The organism is Nocardia farcinica (assembly GCF_001182745.1).
Classification (GTDB): Bacteria; Actinomycetota; Actinomycetes; order Mycobacteriales; family Mycobacteriaceae; genus Nocardia; species Nocardia farcinica.
Genome location: NZ_LN868938.1, coordinates 3,419,175 through 3,440,579 on the forward strand (window position 1 = coordinate 3,419,175; position 21,405 = coordinate 3,440,579).

Sequence of the window (21,405 nt, forward strand, 5' to 3'; positions counted from 1 at the left end):
CGCTGGTTCATCGCCGTCGCCGACGCCCAATCCTGGCACAGCGGCGGTGATCGGCTCGGCCGGTCGCCGCCATCAGGCGAACATCCGCGCGCGCCGGTCCGGATCGGTCCAGACCTCGCGGATGAACCGGCCGATGTCGAGTTCGGCGGGCACCGTCCGGTAGGTCAGCGTGCACAGCACCGTCTCCCCCGCGCTGATGGTGAACGTGGTCTGCCGCTGGGCGCCCGCGACCCAGTTCACCGTCACCGGGCCGTCCAGATCGATGCTCTGCTGCCCGACCCGCGCCCGCAACCGGGAGTCGTGGCGGTACAGCACCACCGGCACGCCGGCGAGCTCGCCGTACACACCGGACTCCACACCCGTGCGCAGCGACGTGGCCTGGAGTGCGCCGGTCTCCGGGTCGAACTCGGCCGAGACGCCGAAACCCGAATGCGGGCGGACCAACAGCGTGGTGGGTTCGGCGGCATCGGGGGGACGGTAGCCGTCGGCGCCACGACGCCGAGCAGCGCCCGCGGGGTGCGCGCTCGCCCCCGGCATGCCCGGGACACCGGGCGGCATCATCGGCGCCGCCGTCGCGGGGTGGCTCTGGTCCTGGACCGGTGGGGGCGTCGGCGTACCGTGCGGCCATCCGCCGGAGCCGTTCGCCGGCCACCGGTCCGGCCGGTCGCCGCCCTGGGTGGGGGCGCCGGTGCCGGGGGTGGCGCCGGACGTCGGACCGTTCGGTCCCGCGCCCGGCGGCAGCCAGGAATCCGGTGGGTTCCACCGGCCGGGAGTGTTCGGCGTGTGCGGTGTACCGGGCGGGGCGTCGTTCGGCTGCGGTGCGTGCGGCGGCTGCCAACCGTTCGCGGGCGGTTGCCGGCCCGGACCGGGCACGTCGCCCGGTCCCGCCGGGCCGGGATGCGACGGCCGGTCACCGGGCGGGATCGCACCGGGGAACCAACCATCGGGAGGAACCTCGCCGGGGAACCATCCACCGGGCGGCACGTCACCCGGCGACCACGCACCAGACGGCACCTCACCCGGCGACCACCCACCAGACGGCACCTCACCCGGCGACCACCCACCAGACGGGCAGGTGTCGGGTGGGAGCTGCTGGTTCGGCGGTCGGGTGCCGTCGGGTGGGCAGGTCGGGTCCGGCTCGGCGGGGGCCGGCGGGCACGACGGGTCGGGTGTCGGCGCGGCAGGGGGCACCGGCGTGGAATGCGCGGGTGGACTGTCCGCGCCGGGCAGCGGCGGGCAGTCCGCAGCGGGCGGCGGGCAGTCCGCAGCGGGCGGCGGGCAGTCCGCAGCGGGCGGCAGCGGGCAGTCCGTGGCGGGCGGGGTCGGCGGGCAATCGGAACCCGGCGGGTCGTGCGGCGGATCGCCCGGACCGGGCTCGGTGGGCGGGTCGGGCAACGGCCACGGGCCGGGGTCCCGCGGCGGGATGATCCCGGTCGGCGGCAACTCGATGTCGTGGTCCTTGGGCGGGTGCGGGATGTGCGACCGCATGGACGACCCCGGCAGCCGCGGTGGACGGGACGCCGCGGGGCCCTCCCCGGCGCCCGGTTCATGCGGCCCCCCATCGGCGCCTCGAGCACGGCCGCCCTGGTCGGCGTCACCCTCCGAGCGGGTTTGACCGTCCATCCGTGCGTCACCGTCCGGGCGGGCATCCCCCTCCGGCGGTGCGTTCCCCTCCGTCCGCGCGTCACTGTCCGTCCGCGCGTCACCGTCCGTCCCTGCGTCACCGTCCGGGCGGGCATCCCCCTCCGGCGGTGCGTCACCCTCCGTCCGCGCGTCACCCTCCGTCCGCGCGTCACCGTCCTGGCGGGCATCCCCCTCCGGCGGTGCGTTCCCCTCCGGCGGTGCGTCACCCTCCGTCCACGCGTCACCCTCCGTCCACGCGTCACCGTCCGGACTGGCGTCACTGTCCGCCGTCCCTGCGTCACCATCCGGACTGGCGTCACCGTCCGTCCCGGCCTCACCGTCGGTCCGGGCAGCACCGTCCGAGGGGGCACGGTCCGAGCGGCGATCGCCGTCGGTCCGCATGTCGCCCTCCGACCGGACAGCACCCTCCTCAGCGTCCGGCCCCGGCGACCGCCGACCAGCAGCACCGTCCGGATCATCACCGTCGTGCCGCACGCCGGGCTCGGACTCGGACTCGGACTCGGACTCGAGGGTGGACCCGGTCCGCGGTGCCGCCGAGCCCTCCGTCGCCGATGCGTCGCCCGGCTGCCCGTCGTCCGGCACCTGAGGTCCCTCGGCGGAATCCGGCACCTCGCCGGGCCCGCGGCCACCGACCGGCCCGGCGCCTTCGACCCGGTCCCGCGCCTGCCGGTGCCCCTGGTCGGCGGACAGCTGCCCGCTGCCGGTCGTCGACTCGGGGGACGGCGTCTCCGCCGGCCGGTGCGGCGCATCGGCTTCGGTGGTCGGGTCGCTGTGTTGGGAATCAGCGGGGGGCCCGGGCGACCTCGATTGAGTCGTGGACTCGTCGGCGTCGGTGTCGGCGGAATCGCGTGGCGCGGGCGGCTCCGGCGGCCACACCCGGCGGTCGCCCGGATGTGGTGGGGCGCCGTCGGTCGCGGGATCGCCGGGCCGGGCGGGCTCGCCGGGTGGGAGCTGGGCGGAGCGCCCGCCGGTCGGCCCGGTTTCGGGTCCGTCGGGGGCGGGCAGGGCGGTGCCGCGTTCGCTCGGCGGAGTCCAGCCCGGGTCGACGGGCAGGGGGGCGGGGGCGTAGGGGATGCCTGCTCGCCAGTCGGTGAGCGGGGGGCGGTCGGCGTCCCAGTGGTGGCCGAGGCCGACGGCGTGGGTGTTGGCTTCGCGCCAGCCCGCGGTGGGATGGCGGCGCAGGAAGTCCGATTCGGCGAGGGCGTCGTGCAGGAGCACGAAATCCTGCGGCAGCGGCCTGCCCGCGCTGAGGCGGTGCCACGCCTCGGCCACGTCGGCCAGGCGGTCCATCGGGCGGCGCACGTAGCCGCCGCCGGGGTCGGTGTGGTCGCGCACCCGATGCTCGTCGCGCATCAGGTGGTCCTTGATCTGCTGGATCTGCTCGCGGGTGAACACCGGCACGTCGTCGCGCATGTGCTCGGCGAGCAGGCGGGCGATCGCGTCCTCGGGGGTCTCGCCGGGGCGCAGCTCGGCCGCGAAACTCGCGGGCTGGTCCGGGGCGAGCAGGAGCTCCCTGATGTCCTCGACCGTGGACCGCACGGCCGGTGGGTCGGCGGCGGCGAAGCGGTCGGCCAGGTCGGCGGCGACTCGATCGATGTCGGCGGCCACCATGGCCAGTTGCGCGTCGATGTCACCGGCCGGGTCGATACCGCGGTGGCGATCGACCAGTTCGGCGCGCACGGCGTCGACCACCTCGCGGGCCAGCTCCCGCTGCCGATCCCGCCGATGCGCGTCCAGGCCCTCGACGATGGCGTCGACGTCGGAGTCGTCGGCGAGGAACCGCTCGTACTCGGCGTCGGCCCAGTCCTGCACGCGCTGCCAGTCGGCGACCTCGCGGTCCCACTCCGCGCGCAGTCCGTCCGGAATGTCCACCCGCTCCGCGGGCGGGGCGTGGTCGGCGACGTCCCAGGCCCGGAACATCGGCTGCACGTTGCGTTCCGGCGGCGCGAACCACTGGTAGTCGCGGAACACGGTTCCGAAGGGTGGGATGTGCCGCAACCACGGCCTGGCCTGCACCCAGCGGCCGATCTCCGGATGCCGCTGGATCCACGCCTGCACCGCGGGGTGTTTGGGCACCTGCGCGGCCATCAGGATCAGGCGCACCACGTTGTAGGAGTCGGCGCCCCAGTGCTGGCCGAACACCGTCGCGCCGTCGGGCACGCCCGCGGTGCTGTACTGCGAGGGCGCCATCGGGGCGTTGACGGGCAGCGTGCTCTCCGGGATCTGGCCGGGCGGCACGTCGTCGGTGGGCAGCGTGATGTCGTTGACCACGTCTTCCATCGCCCAGCCGCTGACGCCGTCGGGCGGGTCCTTGGGCGTGAACTTCTTCGGCAGCGTGCCGCTGTCGCGTCCGGTCGTCCAGTCCGGCCGGGTGGGATCCACCGGATGCCAGGTGCCCTCGGCGTCGCGCCACCGGGTCATGTCCAGGCGACGGCCGCCGACACCGCCCGCGGACAACCGCTCCACCTGCGGCGGTGGCATCGTCTCCGACCGCACCTCGCCCTGGCGGTCGGCGAGCACCCGCCGGTATTCGACGGTCGTCTCGGGGCGCACGACGGCCTGCGCCACCGGCGCGGCGGTGCGCAGCGCGGCCTCGAAGGCCCGATCGTGTTCGGCCCGTGGGGATTCCGGGTCGGGACGCGGGCCGAACACGACGATGCGCGGCCGCTCGCCCTCGACGATGCCGACCCGGTCGGTGACCATCCGTCCGCCCTCGGCCTCGATCTGCGTGCGCCACGCACCCGCCAGTCCGGCCATCTCGTCCTGCAACCGGCCGATCCGGTTGTGCGCCCGTGCCACCTCGGGTGCGGCGTCGGCGAGCGCGGCGATCGCACGCAACCGCGCGGGCAGTTCGTTCACCGGCAGGGCGCCGGAACGCAGGTCGGCGGCCACCCGCCCGCGCAGGTCGGCGAGCGTGCGGTCGAGATCGCGGCTCAGCGCGGGCTCGTCGGGCGCACCGGTGTCGTCGACGACTCCCAGGCGCAGCGCCAGATCGTCGCGCATGGCGCGGCGCGGTTTGATGCGGCGTAGTTCGGCGGCACGCTCGCGCGCCAGCGTGTCGAGGCGGTCGGCGACCTCGGCGGTGGGCGGGCGGTATTGCGCGATGCCGGCGTTCTCCAGGTCGGCCAGTCGCTGTTCCACCTGCCTGACCTGTTCGGCGAGATCGTCGAAGCGGCCGGTGGTCTCGATCAGTTTCTCCAGCGCGCGACGGCGTTCGCGCACGTCGTCCGGGTTGGCGAGCCTGCGCTCCTGGTGACCGACCTCGTCGGGCCCGGCGGGGATGTCGATCAGATCGGTGCGCGCCTCGGCGTAGCGGGCGCGGATGGCGTCGTCGCGGCTGTCCGAGTCGCGCGTGGTCCACGGCGGGTCGTCGGTGCCGAGCAGGTGTTCGGCGCGCTCGTCGGCCTTGGCGCGGACGAACTCGCGCTCCCGCACCAGCTCCTTGTGCTCGGCGAGCAACCGGTCGTAGTCGTCGAGCAGGCCGATGCGGGCGGCCAGCAGGGCGGCATCGGCGTGGGCCTCGAGGAAGCCCGGCACCAGATCGACCAGCTCCGCCAGTGCGGCGACCTGGTCCGGCTCGGATAAGTTCCAGGTGGACAGTTCCCGCACGGTGGCCGCGATGTGGTCCGGGTCGAGTGCTTCCGGCTCGCGGATCGGCAACCGCTCCCCCAGCTCCCGGATCCGGGCCGCCAGCTCGTCGCGGCGGGCGAGGGCTTCCGCGTGCGCCCGGCGGGCCTCGGCCTGGGCGGAGTCGCGCGCGCCGGGATCGTCGGCGCTGTCACGTGCTGGATCGTCCCCGGGGTTCGCGGGTTCCCCGGCTCCGACGCGGGTGTGGTCGCGTTGTGGCGCGTCCGATTCCGGTGCGGTGGCGGGTGGTTCGCCGACCGTGTCGCGATCCGCCGTCTGATCACCGCGATCGGCTGCGGACGCGGGCGGGTCGACGAGGTGAGCGCCGATGGCGCCGTTCTCGTCGATGGTGAGGCGCAGTTCGCGGATCTCGACGCCGGGCAGCCGGAGCAATTCGGCCAGCGCCGGGTCGGCGGCCAAGGCATCGGCGAGCGCGGCGCCGGTGTCCGCACCACCCCATCCGGCGACGAGATACCGCGGCGGTTCACCGCCGAGCACACCCACGCGCGAGCCGACCAGGTGCGCGCCCGCTGCCCGTAGCGCGTGCTGGGCGTTGGCCGACAGCAGGGCGCCCGCGAGCCGCTCGATCCGCTCGGTCGTCGCCTCGACGGCCCGATCGTCGCCCGCGGTCCGGGCGGCGTCCCGTTCCCGGACGGCCGCTTCGATGTCGGCGGCGAGCCGGTTCGGCACCGCGTCGCGCCGCTGCGATTGCGTGTCGGCCGCGGGGGGTGCAGTCGGGTCGGCGGCCGGTCGCGTCGGCGCGGCCGGCCGGGGCTCCGGCGCGGGATCGACCGGTGTGGTCTCGGACGTGCCGACACGATCCGTGGACTCCGACGAGGCATCGGCACCCCTGGCGTCCGGCTGCGCGACCCGGGACGCCGAGTCCGTGGACTCCGCGGCGGTCGCGGACTCCCGCGCGCGGTGCGCATCGCCCTCGTCCCCGGGGTCTCCCGGGTCACCGGCGGCCGGCGGGGCGGCCGGGGGCTGCGACGGCGGCCCCGCGGGCGGCGCGGCGGCCGGTGGGTCGTCGCCCTCGTCCTCGTCGGTGGACGGTTCCTCGGTGCGGATGGTCCCGTCCGGCCGCGCTGGGCTGGTCTCGCCGTATTCACCGGTGACCTCGGGCGACGGGGCGGCCCGATCGTCGGTGGTCCCGTCCGGCCGCGCTGGCTGCGGGCCGGACTCGCCATCGTCGGCTATGCCCTCCGGTGACAAGGCGGCCCGGTCGTCGGCACGGATGGTCCCGTCCGGCCGTGCTGGCCGTGGGCCGGACTCGCCGCCGTCGCCGGTGATCTCGGGCGACAGTGCGGCCGGGTCGTCGGCAGGGGTGGTCGCCGCCTCCGATGGTCGGTGCGGAGCCGTGTCGGCTGGGCGGGTGAGGTCCGCGCCGGGTCCCGGTGACGCGGCATTGCCCGGTGTGCTGGGCGGGATTGGGGGTGGGGCTTGTGGGCCGACCGGTGCGGGTGCGTAGGGGATGTTCGCGCGCCAGTCGGTGAGCGGTGGGCGGTCGGCGTTCCAGTCGTAGCCGAGGCTGATCGCGTGCTGGTTGGCGTCGCGCCAAGTGGCGATCGGGTTGTCGCGCAGGAAGTCCGACTCGGCGCGGGCGTCGCGCAGCAACAGCAGGTCCTGGGGTAGGTGGTCGCCGTTCATGAGGCGGTGCCAGGCTTCGGCTACGTCGGCGACGGCGTCGAGGCGGCGGCGCACGAGGGTGCCGTCCTCGGGGTCGCGGATCAGATGCTCGTCGTGCATCAGATGGTTCTTGATCCGCTGGAGTTCCTCCCAGGTGAACTCCGGTTCGTCGGCGCCCAGCTGCTGAGCGACGAGTTCGACCAGTTCGTCGGGGCGCAGCGCGTCGGCCGGCCTGCCGACCACCGCCAACAGGTCGGTGACCAGCCGTTCCGCGTCGCCGGGTTGTTCGTCGGGCAACGTCCCGGTGAGTTCGGCGATGACCGCCTCGACATCGGGGTCGTCCTGAGCCGCCAGTTCGCGCAGGCGCTGGATCAGATCCTGTGCCCGGGCGGCGCGGTCGGCCCGGGCGGCCTCGGTGAGGTTGTCGAAGATGGCCGCGAGATCGTCGGCACCCATGTCGCGGAAGATCCGGTACTGCTCGTCGGCCCAGGCCTGCACCCGCGCCCATTGCTCGCGTGCCGCTTGCTGCCGGGCGCGGTACTCGGGGCCGAGGTTGCCGTCGTCGGGGATACGGTCGGCGGCATTCCACTCCCGCACCATCGGCTGCACGTCCGGCCGCGGCCCGCGGAACCACGGATGCCCCTTGAACCCCGGCCGAATCCGGCCCGGATTCGCGCTGTCGCTGTACCAGGTGAAGCCCGACAACTTCGCGGACTCCAAGATGATCCGCATCGTGTGATAGAAGACGTCGGCGAACGGCAGCGAGTAGCTCGGCACGTCGCCGGGCGGCATGCCACCCGGGATCGTCGGCAGGAACGATTCGTTGATCGCGCCGGGCGGCGCGTTCGACGGGTCGACGAACGGGTCGACCACGGCGGCCTGGAACGGATTCACCGCCCACCCGCTCACCCCCTCGGGCAGGTCGCGCGGCTCGAACTTCTTCGGCACCCCGCTCTCGTCCCGGCCGGTGTCCCAGTCCGGCCGCGCGGTGTTCACCTCGTGCCATTCGCCGGCGCCGTCGCGCCAGCGGGTCAGGTGAATACCCGGTCCTCCGTTACGCGGTGGCGCGTCGACGAATTCACGGCGCGGGGACGGCAGATCCACCGGCTGCCAGGTGCCGTCCCGGTCGGCGACGATCTGCCGGTACTCGATCGTGGTCTCCGGCCGCACCATCGCCTGCGCCACCGCGGCACTGTGCCGCAGCGCGTCCGCCAGCGCCGCATCGTGATCGGCGAACGGGGCATCCCATCGGCCGCGCGGACCCACCACCACGATCCGCGGATTCGGTCCGTCCACCAACCCCACCCGGTCGGTGATGCCGCGCGCACCGGCGGTATCGAAGATCTCGCGATCGGCTCCCGCCAATTCCGCCATCCGGTCCTGCAACCGGCCGATCTCGTTCTCCCGGCGATTCACCTGATCGGCGGCTTCGGCCAGCAATTCCAGGTTGCGGGCGCGCAGTTCGAGTTCGTCGGCACGGACCTGGCGACCGGCCACTTCGTCGAGCGTGGCCGTCAGATCCTCCGGACCCAACCGGTCCGGATCGACCCGCAGCCGGGCTGCGATGTCGTCACGCATCACCCGCCAGGGCTTGAGCGCCAGCACTTGCCCGGCCCGCTCCCGGCCGAGTTGTTCCAGCTGGGCAGCGACCTCGGCGGTGCGCGAGCGATCCGGCAGACCACGTGCCGCTTCGAGCGCGGCGATCCGGCGGTCGACCTCGGCCAGCGCGTCGGAGGCGGCGATGAACCGTTCCGCCGCGTCCTGGAGACGGAAGATCCGCTCGCGCCGTCGCGACAGCTCCGCCGAACCAACCAGCTCCGGTATCCGCCCCGGCAACTCCTCACCGGTCCCCGCGGTTTCCCGAGTACCGACCACCTCACCGAGCAAACGCTGCAACGTCGGCTCCAGCCGGTCCGGACCCAGCTCCCGATCAGGATCGACCAGACCCAACCGATCCGCCCGATCGTCCCGCTTCGCCCGCCAGAACTCACGCTCGGAGGTCAGTCGGGCCTGTTCCCGCAGCAGGGCTTCGTGGTCCGCGTCCGGGGTGGCGGCCGTCCGCAGGTAGTCCAGCATCTCGTCGAGACGGGCGACCTCGGCTTCGGCCTCGGCCAGATCGCGCACCCGCCGGGCGACGACGTCGGCCTCGGTGGTTGCGGCGTCGGTGGTCGGGTCGTCGGCGGTGCTCCGGGCGCGGTCGGCGATCTCGTCGCGCAGCCGCTCGGCCCGGTCCGCCGCCTCGGCACGCCGCTCGCGCAGACCGTCGAGTTGCTCCCGCAGCCGGCTGCGATGCTCGTCCGGCTCCCGGCTCGGCGGTGCCTCGGCGGTGGATTCCGGCGTACTCCAGGTTTCCGGCGTGCGGGGCGGGGCGATGGGGGTGGCGGTGATCCGGCCGGCCCCGTCGACCTCCACCAGCCGGTAGTCGATCTCGACGTTGTTGCGGGCCAGCAGCGCCCTGGTTTCCGGCGGCAACAGCACACCGGGGTCCGCGAGCGGCGAGGCGATCAGGACCCGGCGGCCGTCCGGCGACAGTCCGACGCCCTCACCGATCATCCGCACACCCTCGGCGTCCAGGACCGCACGCGCGGCCAGGACACCCGCGGTCATCCGCGCGTCGTGTTCGGCGCGGATCGCCTCGGCACGCTCTCGCATTGCCGCACGGATCGCCTCGGCCACCCGGCCCGCCCGGTCGGCCAGAAGGGCCGCCTCGGCCACCGCACGCTGATACCCGTCGACCTCGTCCAGCGCCACATCCCACCGGTCGCGCAGCTCGTCCTCGCGGGCGCGGGCCTCCCGCAGATGCTCTTCGGCGGCGCGCACGACCTCCTCGACCGACAGATCCGCGCGATCGATCGGCAGCTCACCCACCTGCCGCAGTAGCTGCCGTTCGATATCCGCGCGGCGTGCGGCCGCCGCGGCGGCCCGTTCGCCCAGTGCGCGCAACTCCCGCGCCACCGCCTCCGACGGTGGCGCGACCTCCTGTCCGGGCCCGACCGGCGACCATGCGGCGGGACCGTCCCGCTCGGCGCTGTCACCCGCCGCCAGTTCGCCCGTGGACCGTTCGTCCTCCGGTACCGGCGCCACATGGTCTGGGGCCGGCTCCGGCCCCGACTCCGGGGCGGCGGCGGACGGGGCGGCGGGGGGACGCGAGGGTGGGTCCGCGGGATGGCCCGCGGCACCGTCGGTCCCGTCCTCCGGGTCGGTGGGATCGTCGCGACGGCCGCCGCGCTCGGGGTGGTGCGCGCCGTCGTGCCGGGTGTGATGCTCGCCGCCGGTGGGCGTTTCCGCGCGGTGGTCGGGATCGTCCTCGGAGCGGCGGCGGGGATCGACCTGTCCCTCGGTGGCGGGGTCGGCCGGCGTCCAGGGCAGAGCGACTCGGCGGAGTAGTTCGTCGAAGAACTCGTCGTTGCGGCGGCGTTCGTCGGCGCGCTGCTCGGCGAGGCGCCGCTCGATGTCGTCGAACGCGGCACCGATCTCGCGCTGGATGCCTTCGAACTCGCGCGCCACCGCACCGTCGCGCATCCGCGCCGCCCACTCGGCCAGCTCCGCGCGCATCCGCGCGTTCCACTCCTCCTGCTCGGCCAACCGTGCCCGCAACCACTCCGAGGGCTCGTCCGGCGTTGGCACGGGCGGCCGGGAATCGTCGGCCGGATCCGTCCGGTTCGGCACCGCGTCGTCGCCCGGCGGACGACCGGCATCGGCACCGGCGGACGGAGGTTCCGCATCGGGCCGCGTCGCGGGTTCCTCGGTAGACCACGGGAGCCCGGCGCGGCGCGCGAGCTCGGCGAAGAACTCCTCGGTGCGGCGCTGCTCGGCCGCCCGGTGTTCGGCCAGCCGCCGATCGATCGCGGCGAAGGCGTCGTCGACATCGCGCTGGATGCCTTCGAACTCGCGCGCCACCGCACCGTCGCGCATCCGCGCCGCCCACTCGGCCAGCTCCGCGCGCATCCGCGCGTTCCACTCCTCCTGCTCGGCCAACCGCGCCCGCAACCACTCCGAGGGCTCGTCGGGGTCGGGGGCGCCCCGGGTCGGCGGATCGGACGGCGGGCGACCCGCACCGCCATTGGATTCCGTTGTGGGCGAGCCGGTTTCCTCCGGAACCGCGGACCGCGACCGCGCGGGTGCGGCGCTCACCCGTCCGTCGTCCGCCGATGGCATGCCCTCGACCGGGTCGGAGACGGCCGCGGGCAGCGCGGTATCCGGACGGGTCTCGGAGACGCCTGCGTTCTCGGCCGGAACCGGTGGGGTCGGAGCCGACCGCGTCGGGGGGGGTTCGGCCCGTGTCGGCTGAGGTTCGGCCCGCGAGGTGGGAAGCTCGGGCGGCGCCGGCGGAAGTTCGGGACGCGTCGCCTCGGCCTCGGGATGGGGTGGCGAAGCCGAACCGTCCGGGGGCTCCGGCGAGGCGGGCGGGCGGCCGGGCTGTCCCTCCGACGACTCCGGCCTGCTCGCCGGAGGTCCGGCGGTCGGTGGGGCTTGCGGGCCGACCGGTGCGGGTGCGTAGGGGATGTTCGCGCGCCAGTCGGTGAGCGGTGGCCGGTCGGCGTTCCAGTCGTAGCCGAGGCTGATCGCGTGCTGGTTGGCGTCGCGCCAGGTGGCGATCGGGTTGTCGCGCAGGAAATCCGACTCGGCACGGGCGTCCTGGAGCAGCAGGATGTCCTGCGGCAGTGGCTCGCCCGCGAGGAGGCGATGCCAGGCTTCGGCGACGTCGGCGACGGCATCGAGCGGCCTGCGGACGAGGGTGCCGTCGTGCGGATCACGGATCAGGTGCTCGTCGCGCATCAGGTGGTTCTTGATCCGCTCGATGTCCTCGGCGGTGAAGGTCGGCCCGCGGTCGGCCAGCTGGTCGGCCACCAGTCGGGTGACCTCGGCGTGGTCGGCGGGGTCCATCGGCCTGCCCACCACGTCGAGCAGGTCGGCCACCAGGCGGGCGGCGTCACCGGGTCGTTCGTCGGCCAGCGCGCCCGTGAGGTCGTCGACCAGCGCGTCCACCTCCGCGTCGCCGCGCAGTACCGCGCGCACGCGGTCGATCAGTTCCCGCGCGTGCGCGATCCGGTCGGCGGCGGCCCGGTCGGCGAGGTTGTCGGCGATGCGGGTGATGTCGCTGTCGTCGGCGCGGAAGGTCCAGTACTGCTCGTCGGCCCAGGCCTGCACCCGCGCCCATCGCTGCCGCGCCGCCTCCTGGCGGTCGAGGAAGGGGCGGGTGAGGTTGCCGTCGTCGGGGATGCGGTCGGCGGCATTCCACTCCCGCACCATCGGCTGGACGTCCGCGCGAGGGGCGCGGAACCACGGATGTCCCTTGAAGCCGGGACGAATCCGCCCGGGATGTTCGCTGTCGCTGTACCAGGTGAAGCCCGACAACTTCGCGGACTCCAGAATGATCCGCATCGTGTGGTAGAACGCGTCCGCGAACGGCAGCGAGTAGCTGGCGATGTCGCCGGGCGGCATGCCACCCGGGATCGTCGGCAGGAACGATTCGTTGATCGCGCCCGCGGGTGTGCCGCCGGAGGGGTCGACGAACGGGTCGACCACGGCGGCCTGGAACGGATTCACCGCCCACCCGCTCACCCCCTCGGGCAGGTCACGCGGCTCGAACTTCTTCGGCACCCCGCTCTCGTCCCGGCCGGTGTCCCAGTCCGGCCGCGCGGTGTCGACGTGGTGCCATTCGCCGTCGCCGTCGCGCCAGCGGGTCAGGTGGATGCCGGGCCTGCCGTTGCTGGGCGGTGCATCGATGAACTCCCGGCGCGGCGGGGCGAGATCGACGGGCCGCCAGGTGCCGTCCCGGTCGGCGACGATCTGCCGGTACTCGATCGTGGTCTCCGGCCGCACCATCGCCTGCGCCACGGCACCGCTCCGGCGCAGCGCCTCCGCCAACGCCGCGTCGTGATCGGCGAACGGCGCATCCCACCGCCCGCGCGGACCGACGACCACGATCCGCGGATTCGGCCCGTCCACCAACCCCACCCGATCGGTGATCGGACGAGCGCCGACGGCGTCGAACAACGCCCGCGCCGACCCGGCGATCTCGGCCATCCGGTCCTGCACTCGGCCGATCTCGTTCTCCCGCCGATTCACCTGTTCGGCGGCTTCGGCCAGCAACCGCAGGTTGCGCATCCGCAACTCGATCTCGTCCGCGCGCACCCGACGGTTCGCCACTTCGTCGAGCGTGGCCGGCAGATCCTCCGGACCCAACCGGTCCGGATCGACTCGCAGCCGGGCCGCGATGTCGTCACGCATGACCCGCCAGGGCTTGAGCGCCAGCACCTGTCCGGCGCGTTCGCGGCCGAGCCGGTCGAGCTCGGCGGCGACCTCGGCGGTGGGGTGTCTGCCCGCACCCGCGCCCGCCGCCTCCAGCGCGGCGATCCGGCGGTCGACCTCGGCCAGCGCGTCGGACGCGGCGATGAACCGTTCCGCCGCGTCCTGGAGACGGAAGATCCGCTCGCGCCGTTGCGACAGCTCCGCCGAACCCACCAGCTCCGGTGTCCGCCCCGGCAACTCCTCACCGGTCCCCGCGGTTTCCCGAATACCGACCACCTCACCGAGCAAACGCTGCAACGTCGGCTCCAGCCGGTCCGGACCCAGCTCCCGATCAGGATCGGCCAGACCCAACCGATCCGCCCGATCGTCCCGCTTCGCCCGCCAGAACTCACGCTCGGACGCCAGGGCCGCCCGGTCGCGCAGCAGCGCGTCGTAGTCGTCGGGGCCGCCGTCCGGTCGCGCAGGCGGCGCGGTCGGCTCGGGGGTGACATCGGTATCCGGTTCGGCAGGTCGCGGACGGACCGGCTGCTCCACCGAAGTGTCCGGCTGCCGCACGCGCGGCCGGGGTTCGGCGGCGGACCGGGCGGGGTCCGGTCGAGCACTCTCCGGCCCGGTGGCCGGGTCCGCCCCCGCCGCGGGCGGGCGCAGGTCGGTCACGGTGACCCGGCCCGCCGCGTCCACCGCCACGAGCCGATAGTCCACGGCGACACCGCGGTCGGCGAGCATGCGCCGCACCTCGGCGGGCATCACGACGTCCGGCCGGGTCAGCGGCGAGGCGACCACGACGCGTTGCCCGTCCGGCGCGAGGCCGACGCCTTCGCTGATCATCCGCGTGCCCTCGGCGGTCAGTACATCGCGGGCGGCCAGCACACCCGCCGTCGTCCTGGCCTCGTCCTCGGCCCGTGCCGCGGCCGTCCAGCGGCCGACCTCCGCGCGCAACGCACCGACCGCGCGCACGTTCCGGCCCAGCTCCGCCTGCGCCGCCCGCAACTCGTCGAAGTACCGGACCATCTCCTCGCGCGGCACCGCGGTCCGGCCGTGCAAGGCTTCGACGCGTGCTTCGGCCGCGGCGAGCAGGTCGTCGGCGAGTCGCGAAAGCTGGTGGGGCGTGCGCCCGTCCGGGTCGATCCCCGCCTGCCGCGCGAGGTCGGCGAGGCGTTCCTCGGCCATCCGGCGGGTCGCGACGGCATCGGCGATCCGCTCCCCCGCCCCGGCCAGGTCCCGCCGGGCCCGGTCGGTGGTCGGCTCGTGCGTCCGCGCCGGGCCGTCCGCGGTCCAGTCGCGCCGGGTCGATCCGGCGCCGGGATCGGGCTCGCCGGGGTCCGGCCCGGCCGACACCGGCGGTTCGGAGGGCGGCTTGCCCGCACCGCCGTCCGCGGCGAGCGGTGGCGTCTCGGCCGGGGCGGACGGTGCCCCGGGGTCGGCGGGACGCCCTACCGGCCCGGGGTTCTCGACTCGCACGACGGCGACGCGGCCGGACTCGTCGATCCGCAGTTCCCGCACCGTGACCTCGGGATCGGCGAGCAGCCGCGCGAGCTCGGGGTGCCGTCCGGCCGCTTCGGCGAGCAGCGCCCGTCCGTCCGCGCCCCCGCGGTTGGCGACCACGACGACCGGCCGCGCGCCATCGATGACACCGACCCGGTCGGTGAGCGGCCGCGCATCGACCCCGGCGAGCGCGTCCCGTTCGATCGCGGCGCCGATCTGCTCGCCCAACCGGTCGATCCGCTCCCGGGCGGCTTCGGCCCGCTCGCGGTCCCCGGCGGCCAGCGCGTGCTCGCGGTCCCGCACGGCGGCGTCGCGGTCGGCGGCCAGGCGGTCCAGCTCGGCGCGCCGCTGCTGCGCGGCGGCGGCCCGGTCGGCATCGGCATCGCCGGCTCCGCGCTCGGCGGGGAACTCCGGCGGGTCGACGGCGTCGGTGCCGCGGTCGCGGTCGACCGGGCGCGTCGGGTTGTCGGTGTCGCGCGAGGTGAACGGCGGCATGCCGAGCGGCCTGTCGGTCCGGCCGCCCTCGGATGGACGAAGGTCGGGTGCGGGCAACGCCTCCTCCGGGCGCAGGAATCGCACCGTGACAGCGGTGTTCTCACCCAGCGGGCCTTCCAGGCCGTCGGGGCCGAATTCGACTCGCGTGAACCCGAGTTCGGCCGCCAGACGTCCGGTGAACGTCGACAAAGCCGCTTCCTCGGGGGTGGCGAAGGTGTCCTGGATCGCCGCGTTGAAGGTGGCCAGCTGGTCGTCGAAGCCACCCTCGGCGAACCAGTCGTCCTCGATGGCGCGGACCGCGTGCCCGAGTTCGCGCATCATGTCGGCGAACATCTCCCGGCCCGAGGGCGTGGCCCGGCCCGCCCGTATCTCGTAGTGCAGCACGCCGTCGGCGTCGACCACACCGGAGATACCGTGGCGGCCGGTCCCGCCGTACCGGTTGACATACACCAGGTCGTCCTCGCCCGCGTCGACCGGCAGCCCGGGGTCGGGCGGCGGGGCGGGGCGGGCGTGCTCGGCCAGCGCGTCGAGAGTCGCGAGCGCACCGTCGAGCCAGCGGGGGCGGCCGAGTCGCTCGAACTCCGGGCGCAGCGCCGCCACCCGCTCGCGCAGATCGGCCATCTCACGATCGGTGAGCGGATGCTCGACAGGTTCGAGGGCGCCGTCCACGGTGGCGCGCAGGAAATGGGAGGCGAAGGGGCTCAGCGTTTCCGGGGTGACGGTGCCCTCGAAGGCACGGTGGTTGCCGATGCCGTGGATGCCGCCGTCCGAGTCGATCATCCAGCCGCTCGCATCGCGGTCGGGCACCCCGGCCAGCGCGTCGGCCAGGCCGAGCGCGCGGCCCGCGTCGGAGTCCAGCGCGCCGAGTTCGTGCGGGTCGAGGAAGCCCGGCCAGCGCTGGTGCGCGGTCACCCCGGGCACCGGGCGCAGGTAGACGACGTTGCGTCCGGCGCGGAACACCTCTGGCACCGGCGCACCGACCGCCCGCGCCAGGGCCGAGAACAGTTGCTCGGCGTCGGCGTGCCGGGAGTTGATCATGGTCTTGCGGATCAGCTGGGTGCCGTCGGCGAAGGTGACCAGCTCCACCCGGCGGGCGCTGTTGACCGAGGTGCCCTCGTGCCGGATCTGCGCCGACACCTCGCCGGCGGCCAGCGCCGTGCGCACCAGGGCGTCGAACGGGCGGATGCCATGTGCCCGGTCCCAATCCGCGCCGTAGGCCTCGCCGTAGGTGATGCCGGTCGGATCCGCGGGCAGGTCGGCCACCAGCGGACGCAGTGCCCGCAGGCCCGCCTCGTTGGCGCGCCGGTCGAGGTCGTGGGCGGGCGCGTCGGGGTGCTCGCGGACGGCGGCCGCGCGGGCGGAATCGAAGGCGCGGGTGTAGGCCCGTTCCAGGTCCGTCACCGGCAGGTCGTGCCCGGCCGCGCGCAATTGCAGGCGGGCCACGATCTCGAGCGCGTGCGCCCTGGTCTCCTCGTCCAGCATCCGGCCGACGTACTCGGCCCGCGGCAGCAGCATCCGCTCCCGGGCACCACCGGGGGTGTCCCGCGCGTGCGCGGTGTCGGCGTGGATGGCGCCGTGCACGAGCGCCACCATCTGTTCGGCGTCGGTGGCGCCGACGTCAAGGCGCAGGGTGCGTCGGGCGGGCAGGTAGCGGTCCGCGCCGTCGGAACCGTAGACGACCTGCACCCCGGCGCGGTCGAGCACGTCGTCGGCCCACCGCCCGACCTCGGTGGTGCCCGGTTCGGCGCGCACCCGGGCGATGCGGGCATCGGCCGCCGCTCCCGCCGGATCCCGCGGTGCCACCGCGTCTTCGGGCCGATCGGCCGAACCCTCGGGGCTCGGATGCGGGTCGGCGCCGGGCAACGCCCGCGGATCGACGGCGTCGAGCAAGACGCGGCCGTCGTTGTCGACCCGCACCTCGAACGGCTCGACCTCCGCGCGGTCGAGCAGGGCGGCCAGCTCCGGATCGGTACGGGCGCCGTCGAGAACAGCGGGATGTTCTCCGGGCGGCGCGGCGACGAGCACCCGGTCGGGTTCCCCCGGGACCAGCACGATCTGGTCGGTCAGCACCCGCGCGTCCGGGGTCGACTCGGCGCGCGCGTGCACGTACTCGCGCGCGGCCCGCAGACCGAGGTCACGGGACCGCTCGTCCACCGCCCGCTGGGCGGCGTCGCGCTGGTCGGCCAGACCCGACAGGGTGCGCAGATCGTGTTCGACCCGGCGCAGTTCGGCGGCCCGCGCCGGATCGCTGTCCCTCGCCCGCCCGCCCGCGGCGAGATCGGCGAGCCGCTCGGCGATCCTGGCGTCGAACACCTGCCGCGGCGCGGTCGCGTCGACATCGACGGTCGCGGCCAGCGCGGTCAACCGTTGCGAGATGTCCTCCAGCGCAAGGAGGTCGGCGCGCAGCGCGAGCACGGCGCGGCGCAGGTCCTGCACGACGCCGGCGTCGGTGGGCCGGAACACCAGGTCCGCGGTCGGCGCGTCGGCGCCGTGGGCCGGTGGTAGCCGCACCCGGTCCCATGCCTCGCCGTAGAAGCGGGTGTAGGTGACGCCGTTGTCGAACTCGTAGTGCGCCAACGGGCCGCGCAGCGCGTCGACCGCCACCTCGTGGGCGATCCGGGCGACCTCGGCGGGGGGCAGCTCCGGCTCCGAGCGCGACAGACCGAGTTCGGCGCGCTCGTAGGCGTCGGTGTAGACCGCCTCCAACTGGTTGGTGGGGATGTCGAAGCCCAGCGTGCGCAGCTCCCGCGCCAACTGGAACCGCCTGCCGGTGGCCGCGGCCTCCTCCTCGATCATCGCCCGCACGTAGTCGTCGCGGCTCATCGACCGCATGCCGTCGCGGGTGTGCGCGGTCTGCCCGTCCACGAAGCGCTGGGCGTGCACCGACTCGTGCGCCAACGCCAACGCCTGGCGCAGGTGACTGTTGCCCTCGGTGAACGCGACCGCCGCCAGCGCGCCGCGCCGGAACGAGCCGACCCGCCCGTCCTCGGCCCCGCGCTCGTAGGCGTCGCGCACCGGCCCACTGTCCAGCGTGGCCAGGATGTCGCGGCCGGTGGGGGTCAGCGCGAGCAGTTCGCGGATCTGGTCGCGGTGCTCGTCGGCGGAGCGGCCGATGCGCGCGCCACCCTCGCCGACGAGATCCGCCAACGGATGGGCGGCGTCCTCGGGCAGCGCGTGGCCGCCCGCGTCGAACAGGATCGCGTGCACACGGCCGAGCTCCGGCGGCACGACCGGGGGGAAACCACGGCGCACGCCGGTGGCGGGGTCGCTCACCACCACCGAGCGCGCGCCCGTGGCCGGATCGACCTGGACCGAGAGGACGTAGGCGTGCGCGCCGACACCGTATTCGTCGACCGGCCCGCGGTATTCGTCGACCACGAGCGCCCACGTGGCGGGGTTGTCCTCCGACAGCAGCAGGTCGGCGAGGGCCTGGTGGCGCGGTGCGGCTGGGTCGGCCGGGGTGGGCACGCCGTGCAACCGGCCCCCCGCGTAGTGCTCCAACTCGGCGGCCGACAATCCCTCCGGGCCCACGTCCTCGGGGAGGCGGATGGACGTGCTGCCGGTCGCGTCGGCGATCTCGCCCAGCGACAGCGGACCGCACCGGCCGCGCCGGGCCGGATCGGAATCGTGGTGGGGAGCGCCGACGCGATCCGGGTCGCTCGACGTACCCCCGTCCCGGTTCGGATCGTCGGCGCGCGGGGTGGTGGGTGCGTCGGTGCCGGCGCGCGACGGACGCGCCCGGTCGTCGCCCGCGACGCGGTCGCTGTCCTCGGGGGTGGGGCGTGACGCCGGGCGGTCGGCGCCGTCGGTGCGGCCCGCGCGCGGAGCGGCGAGGTCGGCGACCAGCGGCGGGACGGCGAGCATGCCCTCCGGCGGCGCCTGGACGCTTTCGGCGTCCTCGGAGGAAACATGTTGTGCAACGGAGCGTTCCGCGAGCGGCGCCGGTGCGTCGGCGTGCCGGGCCTGCACACCGCCCTCGCGGCCGAACGGCGAGGTGCCGTCGGCGATGCCCGCGCGGGCCGCCGGTGCGGCCGACGGGCGGGCCGCCGGGCCGGGCGTCTGGCGGGATTCCCCGGGGGCGCTCGGCCGGTCGGTGCCGTGCTGGCCGGGGGTGTGCTGGGCGAGCGATCCCGCCGGGGATGAGCCGGTGCCCGGGGTGGTGCCAGGTGTCGAACTCGCCGGTGCGGCGCCGGTGCCGGGTGTGACCGCGCTCGGTGGCGCGGCGGCCGAGAGAGCGCCCGGCGGTGGCGGTGTCGCGCCGGGGATCGGGGCGGCGCCGGGGAAGCCGAATGCGGTACCGGTCGGCTGCGGTGCGCTGTCGGGCCGGGCGGGCGCGGTCCCGTCGAGGACGCGCGGGGCGGCGGTGCCGTCCGCGCTGCTGTCGGTCCGTCCTTCGGGGACCGAGGTCGACGGGTGCCCTGCGTCGCGCGGGGCGGCCGTGTCGGCGGTATCGCCGCGCGGCGCGCCCGTATCCCACTGGGTCGCAGCCGGATTCGCCTCCGCGCCGGCGTCGGACCGAGGGGCTGCGGCATCGGCGCCCGGCGCGGCACTCGTATCCGAGGGTGCTGCGGCCGAGCTCGCCTCCGGTGCTGCGTCGGGCCGAGGCGCGTCGGCTGCGGCATCGGCGCCCGGCGCGGCACCCGTATCCGAGGGTGGTGCGGCCGGACTCGTCTCCGGTGCGGCGGTCCGGGCGCCACCGTCTGCCGATTCGGGGGTCGCGGCGCGGTCGCCCGGCGTCGACGGGTCGGAGCCGTCCCGCGTCGCTTCCCCGTCGGTCTCGCGCTGCCCGTCGCCGGCGGTGTCGGTGCCCTCGGCGGGACGGCCGTCCGCGTCGGTCCGGCCCTGCCCGTCGGACTCGCCCCGGGTGCCTGCGTCGCCGTCGTCCTGCGGGGCGTGGTCCGCCGCGCGGCCCGGCGCGGTCTCGCCGTCGGCGGGTGCGGTGCTCCCCTCCCCCCGCGGTGTGGTCGGGTCGGCGGCGCCGGTCTCGGGCGGTGTCACGCCCGCCGCGGGCGAGGTCTGGCCGGCGGGTTCCCCGGCCGGCCCCGCTGCGGGGGCGGCGGTTCCCGGCGCGGTCGTCTCCGGCGCGATCCCGGCGCGGTCGGCGCCCGCGCCGGTGCTTCCCGCCGGGTCGGTGCCGTTCTGATCGCCGCCCACCGGGCCGGTGCCGTTCGTGTGGCCGCCGTCGGTGTTGCCGGTGCCGCCCGGGTCGGTGCCGTTGCCCGCCGGATCGAATCCCGGTGGCGTGCCGCCGATCCTCGGTTCGGGACGCGGCGGGTCCTGCGACGGCGCGGGATACCACTCCGGATGCCGGTTGTGGTAGAAGCCGTCGGCCATCGCCCGGCTCGCACCCGACATCGCACCGTTGGAGACGCCCGCGGTGAGCATGCGCGGGTCGAACTCGGTGTTCTTGGCGTTCTCCCAGGCCTTGTCCCAGCCGTCCTGGTAGGCGTCGATGCCGAACTGGGTCGCCACGCTCGCGGCGAAACCCGCGCCCGCGCCCACCGCGCCCGCCGTGGCACCGGTGACCGCGCCACTGAGCCAATTCGGCATGGCGTCGGGCAGTTTCTTGGCGATCCAGTCGCCGAACGGGCTCGCCGCCGCACCGCCCGCCGCCGAGCTGACGGCGGTGACGGCGACCTGCTCCCAGTTGATGTCGGGCCTGCGGCCGAATTCGACCTGGTAGGCCTGGATGCCGACTTCCTGGAAGGTTCCGATGAAGGTGTCGATGGCCATGTGCCGCACCAGGAATGTGGCCACCTTGCGCCCGACCAGGCGTGCCGTCCACTGGATGATCCGGTTCATCACCTGCTGGGCCAGGATGCGGATACCCACCCGAGTGACACCGATGGCAGCGGCCTGCACGGCGGGCGCGGTCGGCGGGAAGATCCACGCGGCCGCGATCTCGGCCGCCAGAATCGCCAGCGACGTGATCATCATCAGCTGGGCGTATTCGATCTCGGAGCCCACACCGTCCGCGGATTCGGCGATGAGGTCGAAGTTCTCGGCGAGCTTTTCCAGCGACTGATCGCCGCTGCGCAGGTCGTCGAACATCGTGACCATCTTGTCGATGCCCTCGCCCTGCGGATACGCGGCGAGGGAGGCGCTCTTGGCGGCGTCGATGTCGTCGAGGATCTCGCGCAACCCCTGGGCGGCCGTGCGCCAGTCGTCGGCGATCCCCCACATCCCCTCGGGCTCACCGGCGGGCCAGTCCGAGCCCGCGACCCACTCCAGCCACCGGAGATAGCCAGGCAGCTCAGCCATCAGCGCCTACCC

At 74.9% G+C, this 21,405-nt stretch carries 1 protein-coding gene; it reads right to left on the reverse strand.

The features are described 5' to 3' along the window. Positions 1–72: 72 nt before the first annotated feature. Positions 73–21,393 (reverse strand): WXG100-like domain-containing protein, encoded by a 21,321-nt coding sequence (locus AMO33_RS16195; RefSeq protein ID WP_060593122.1) that lies wholly within the window; start codon positions 21,391–21,393, stop codon positions 73–75. Positions 21,394–21,405: the final 12 nt, after the last annotated feature.

Bases quoted from the DNA above. Each gene is read 5' to 3' on its own strand.
- AMO33_RS16195 (WP_060593122.1), bottom strand. From the start codon at position 21,393: ATGGCTGAGCTGCCTGGCTATCTCCGGTGGCTGGAGTGGGTCGCGGGC.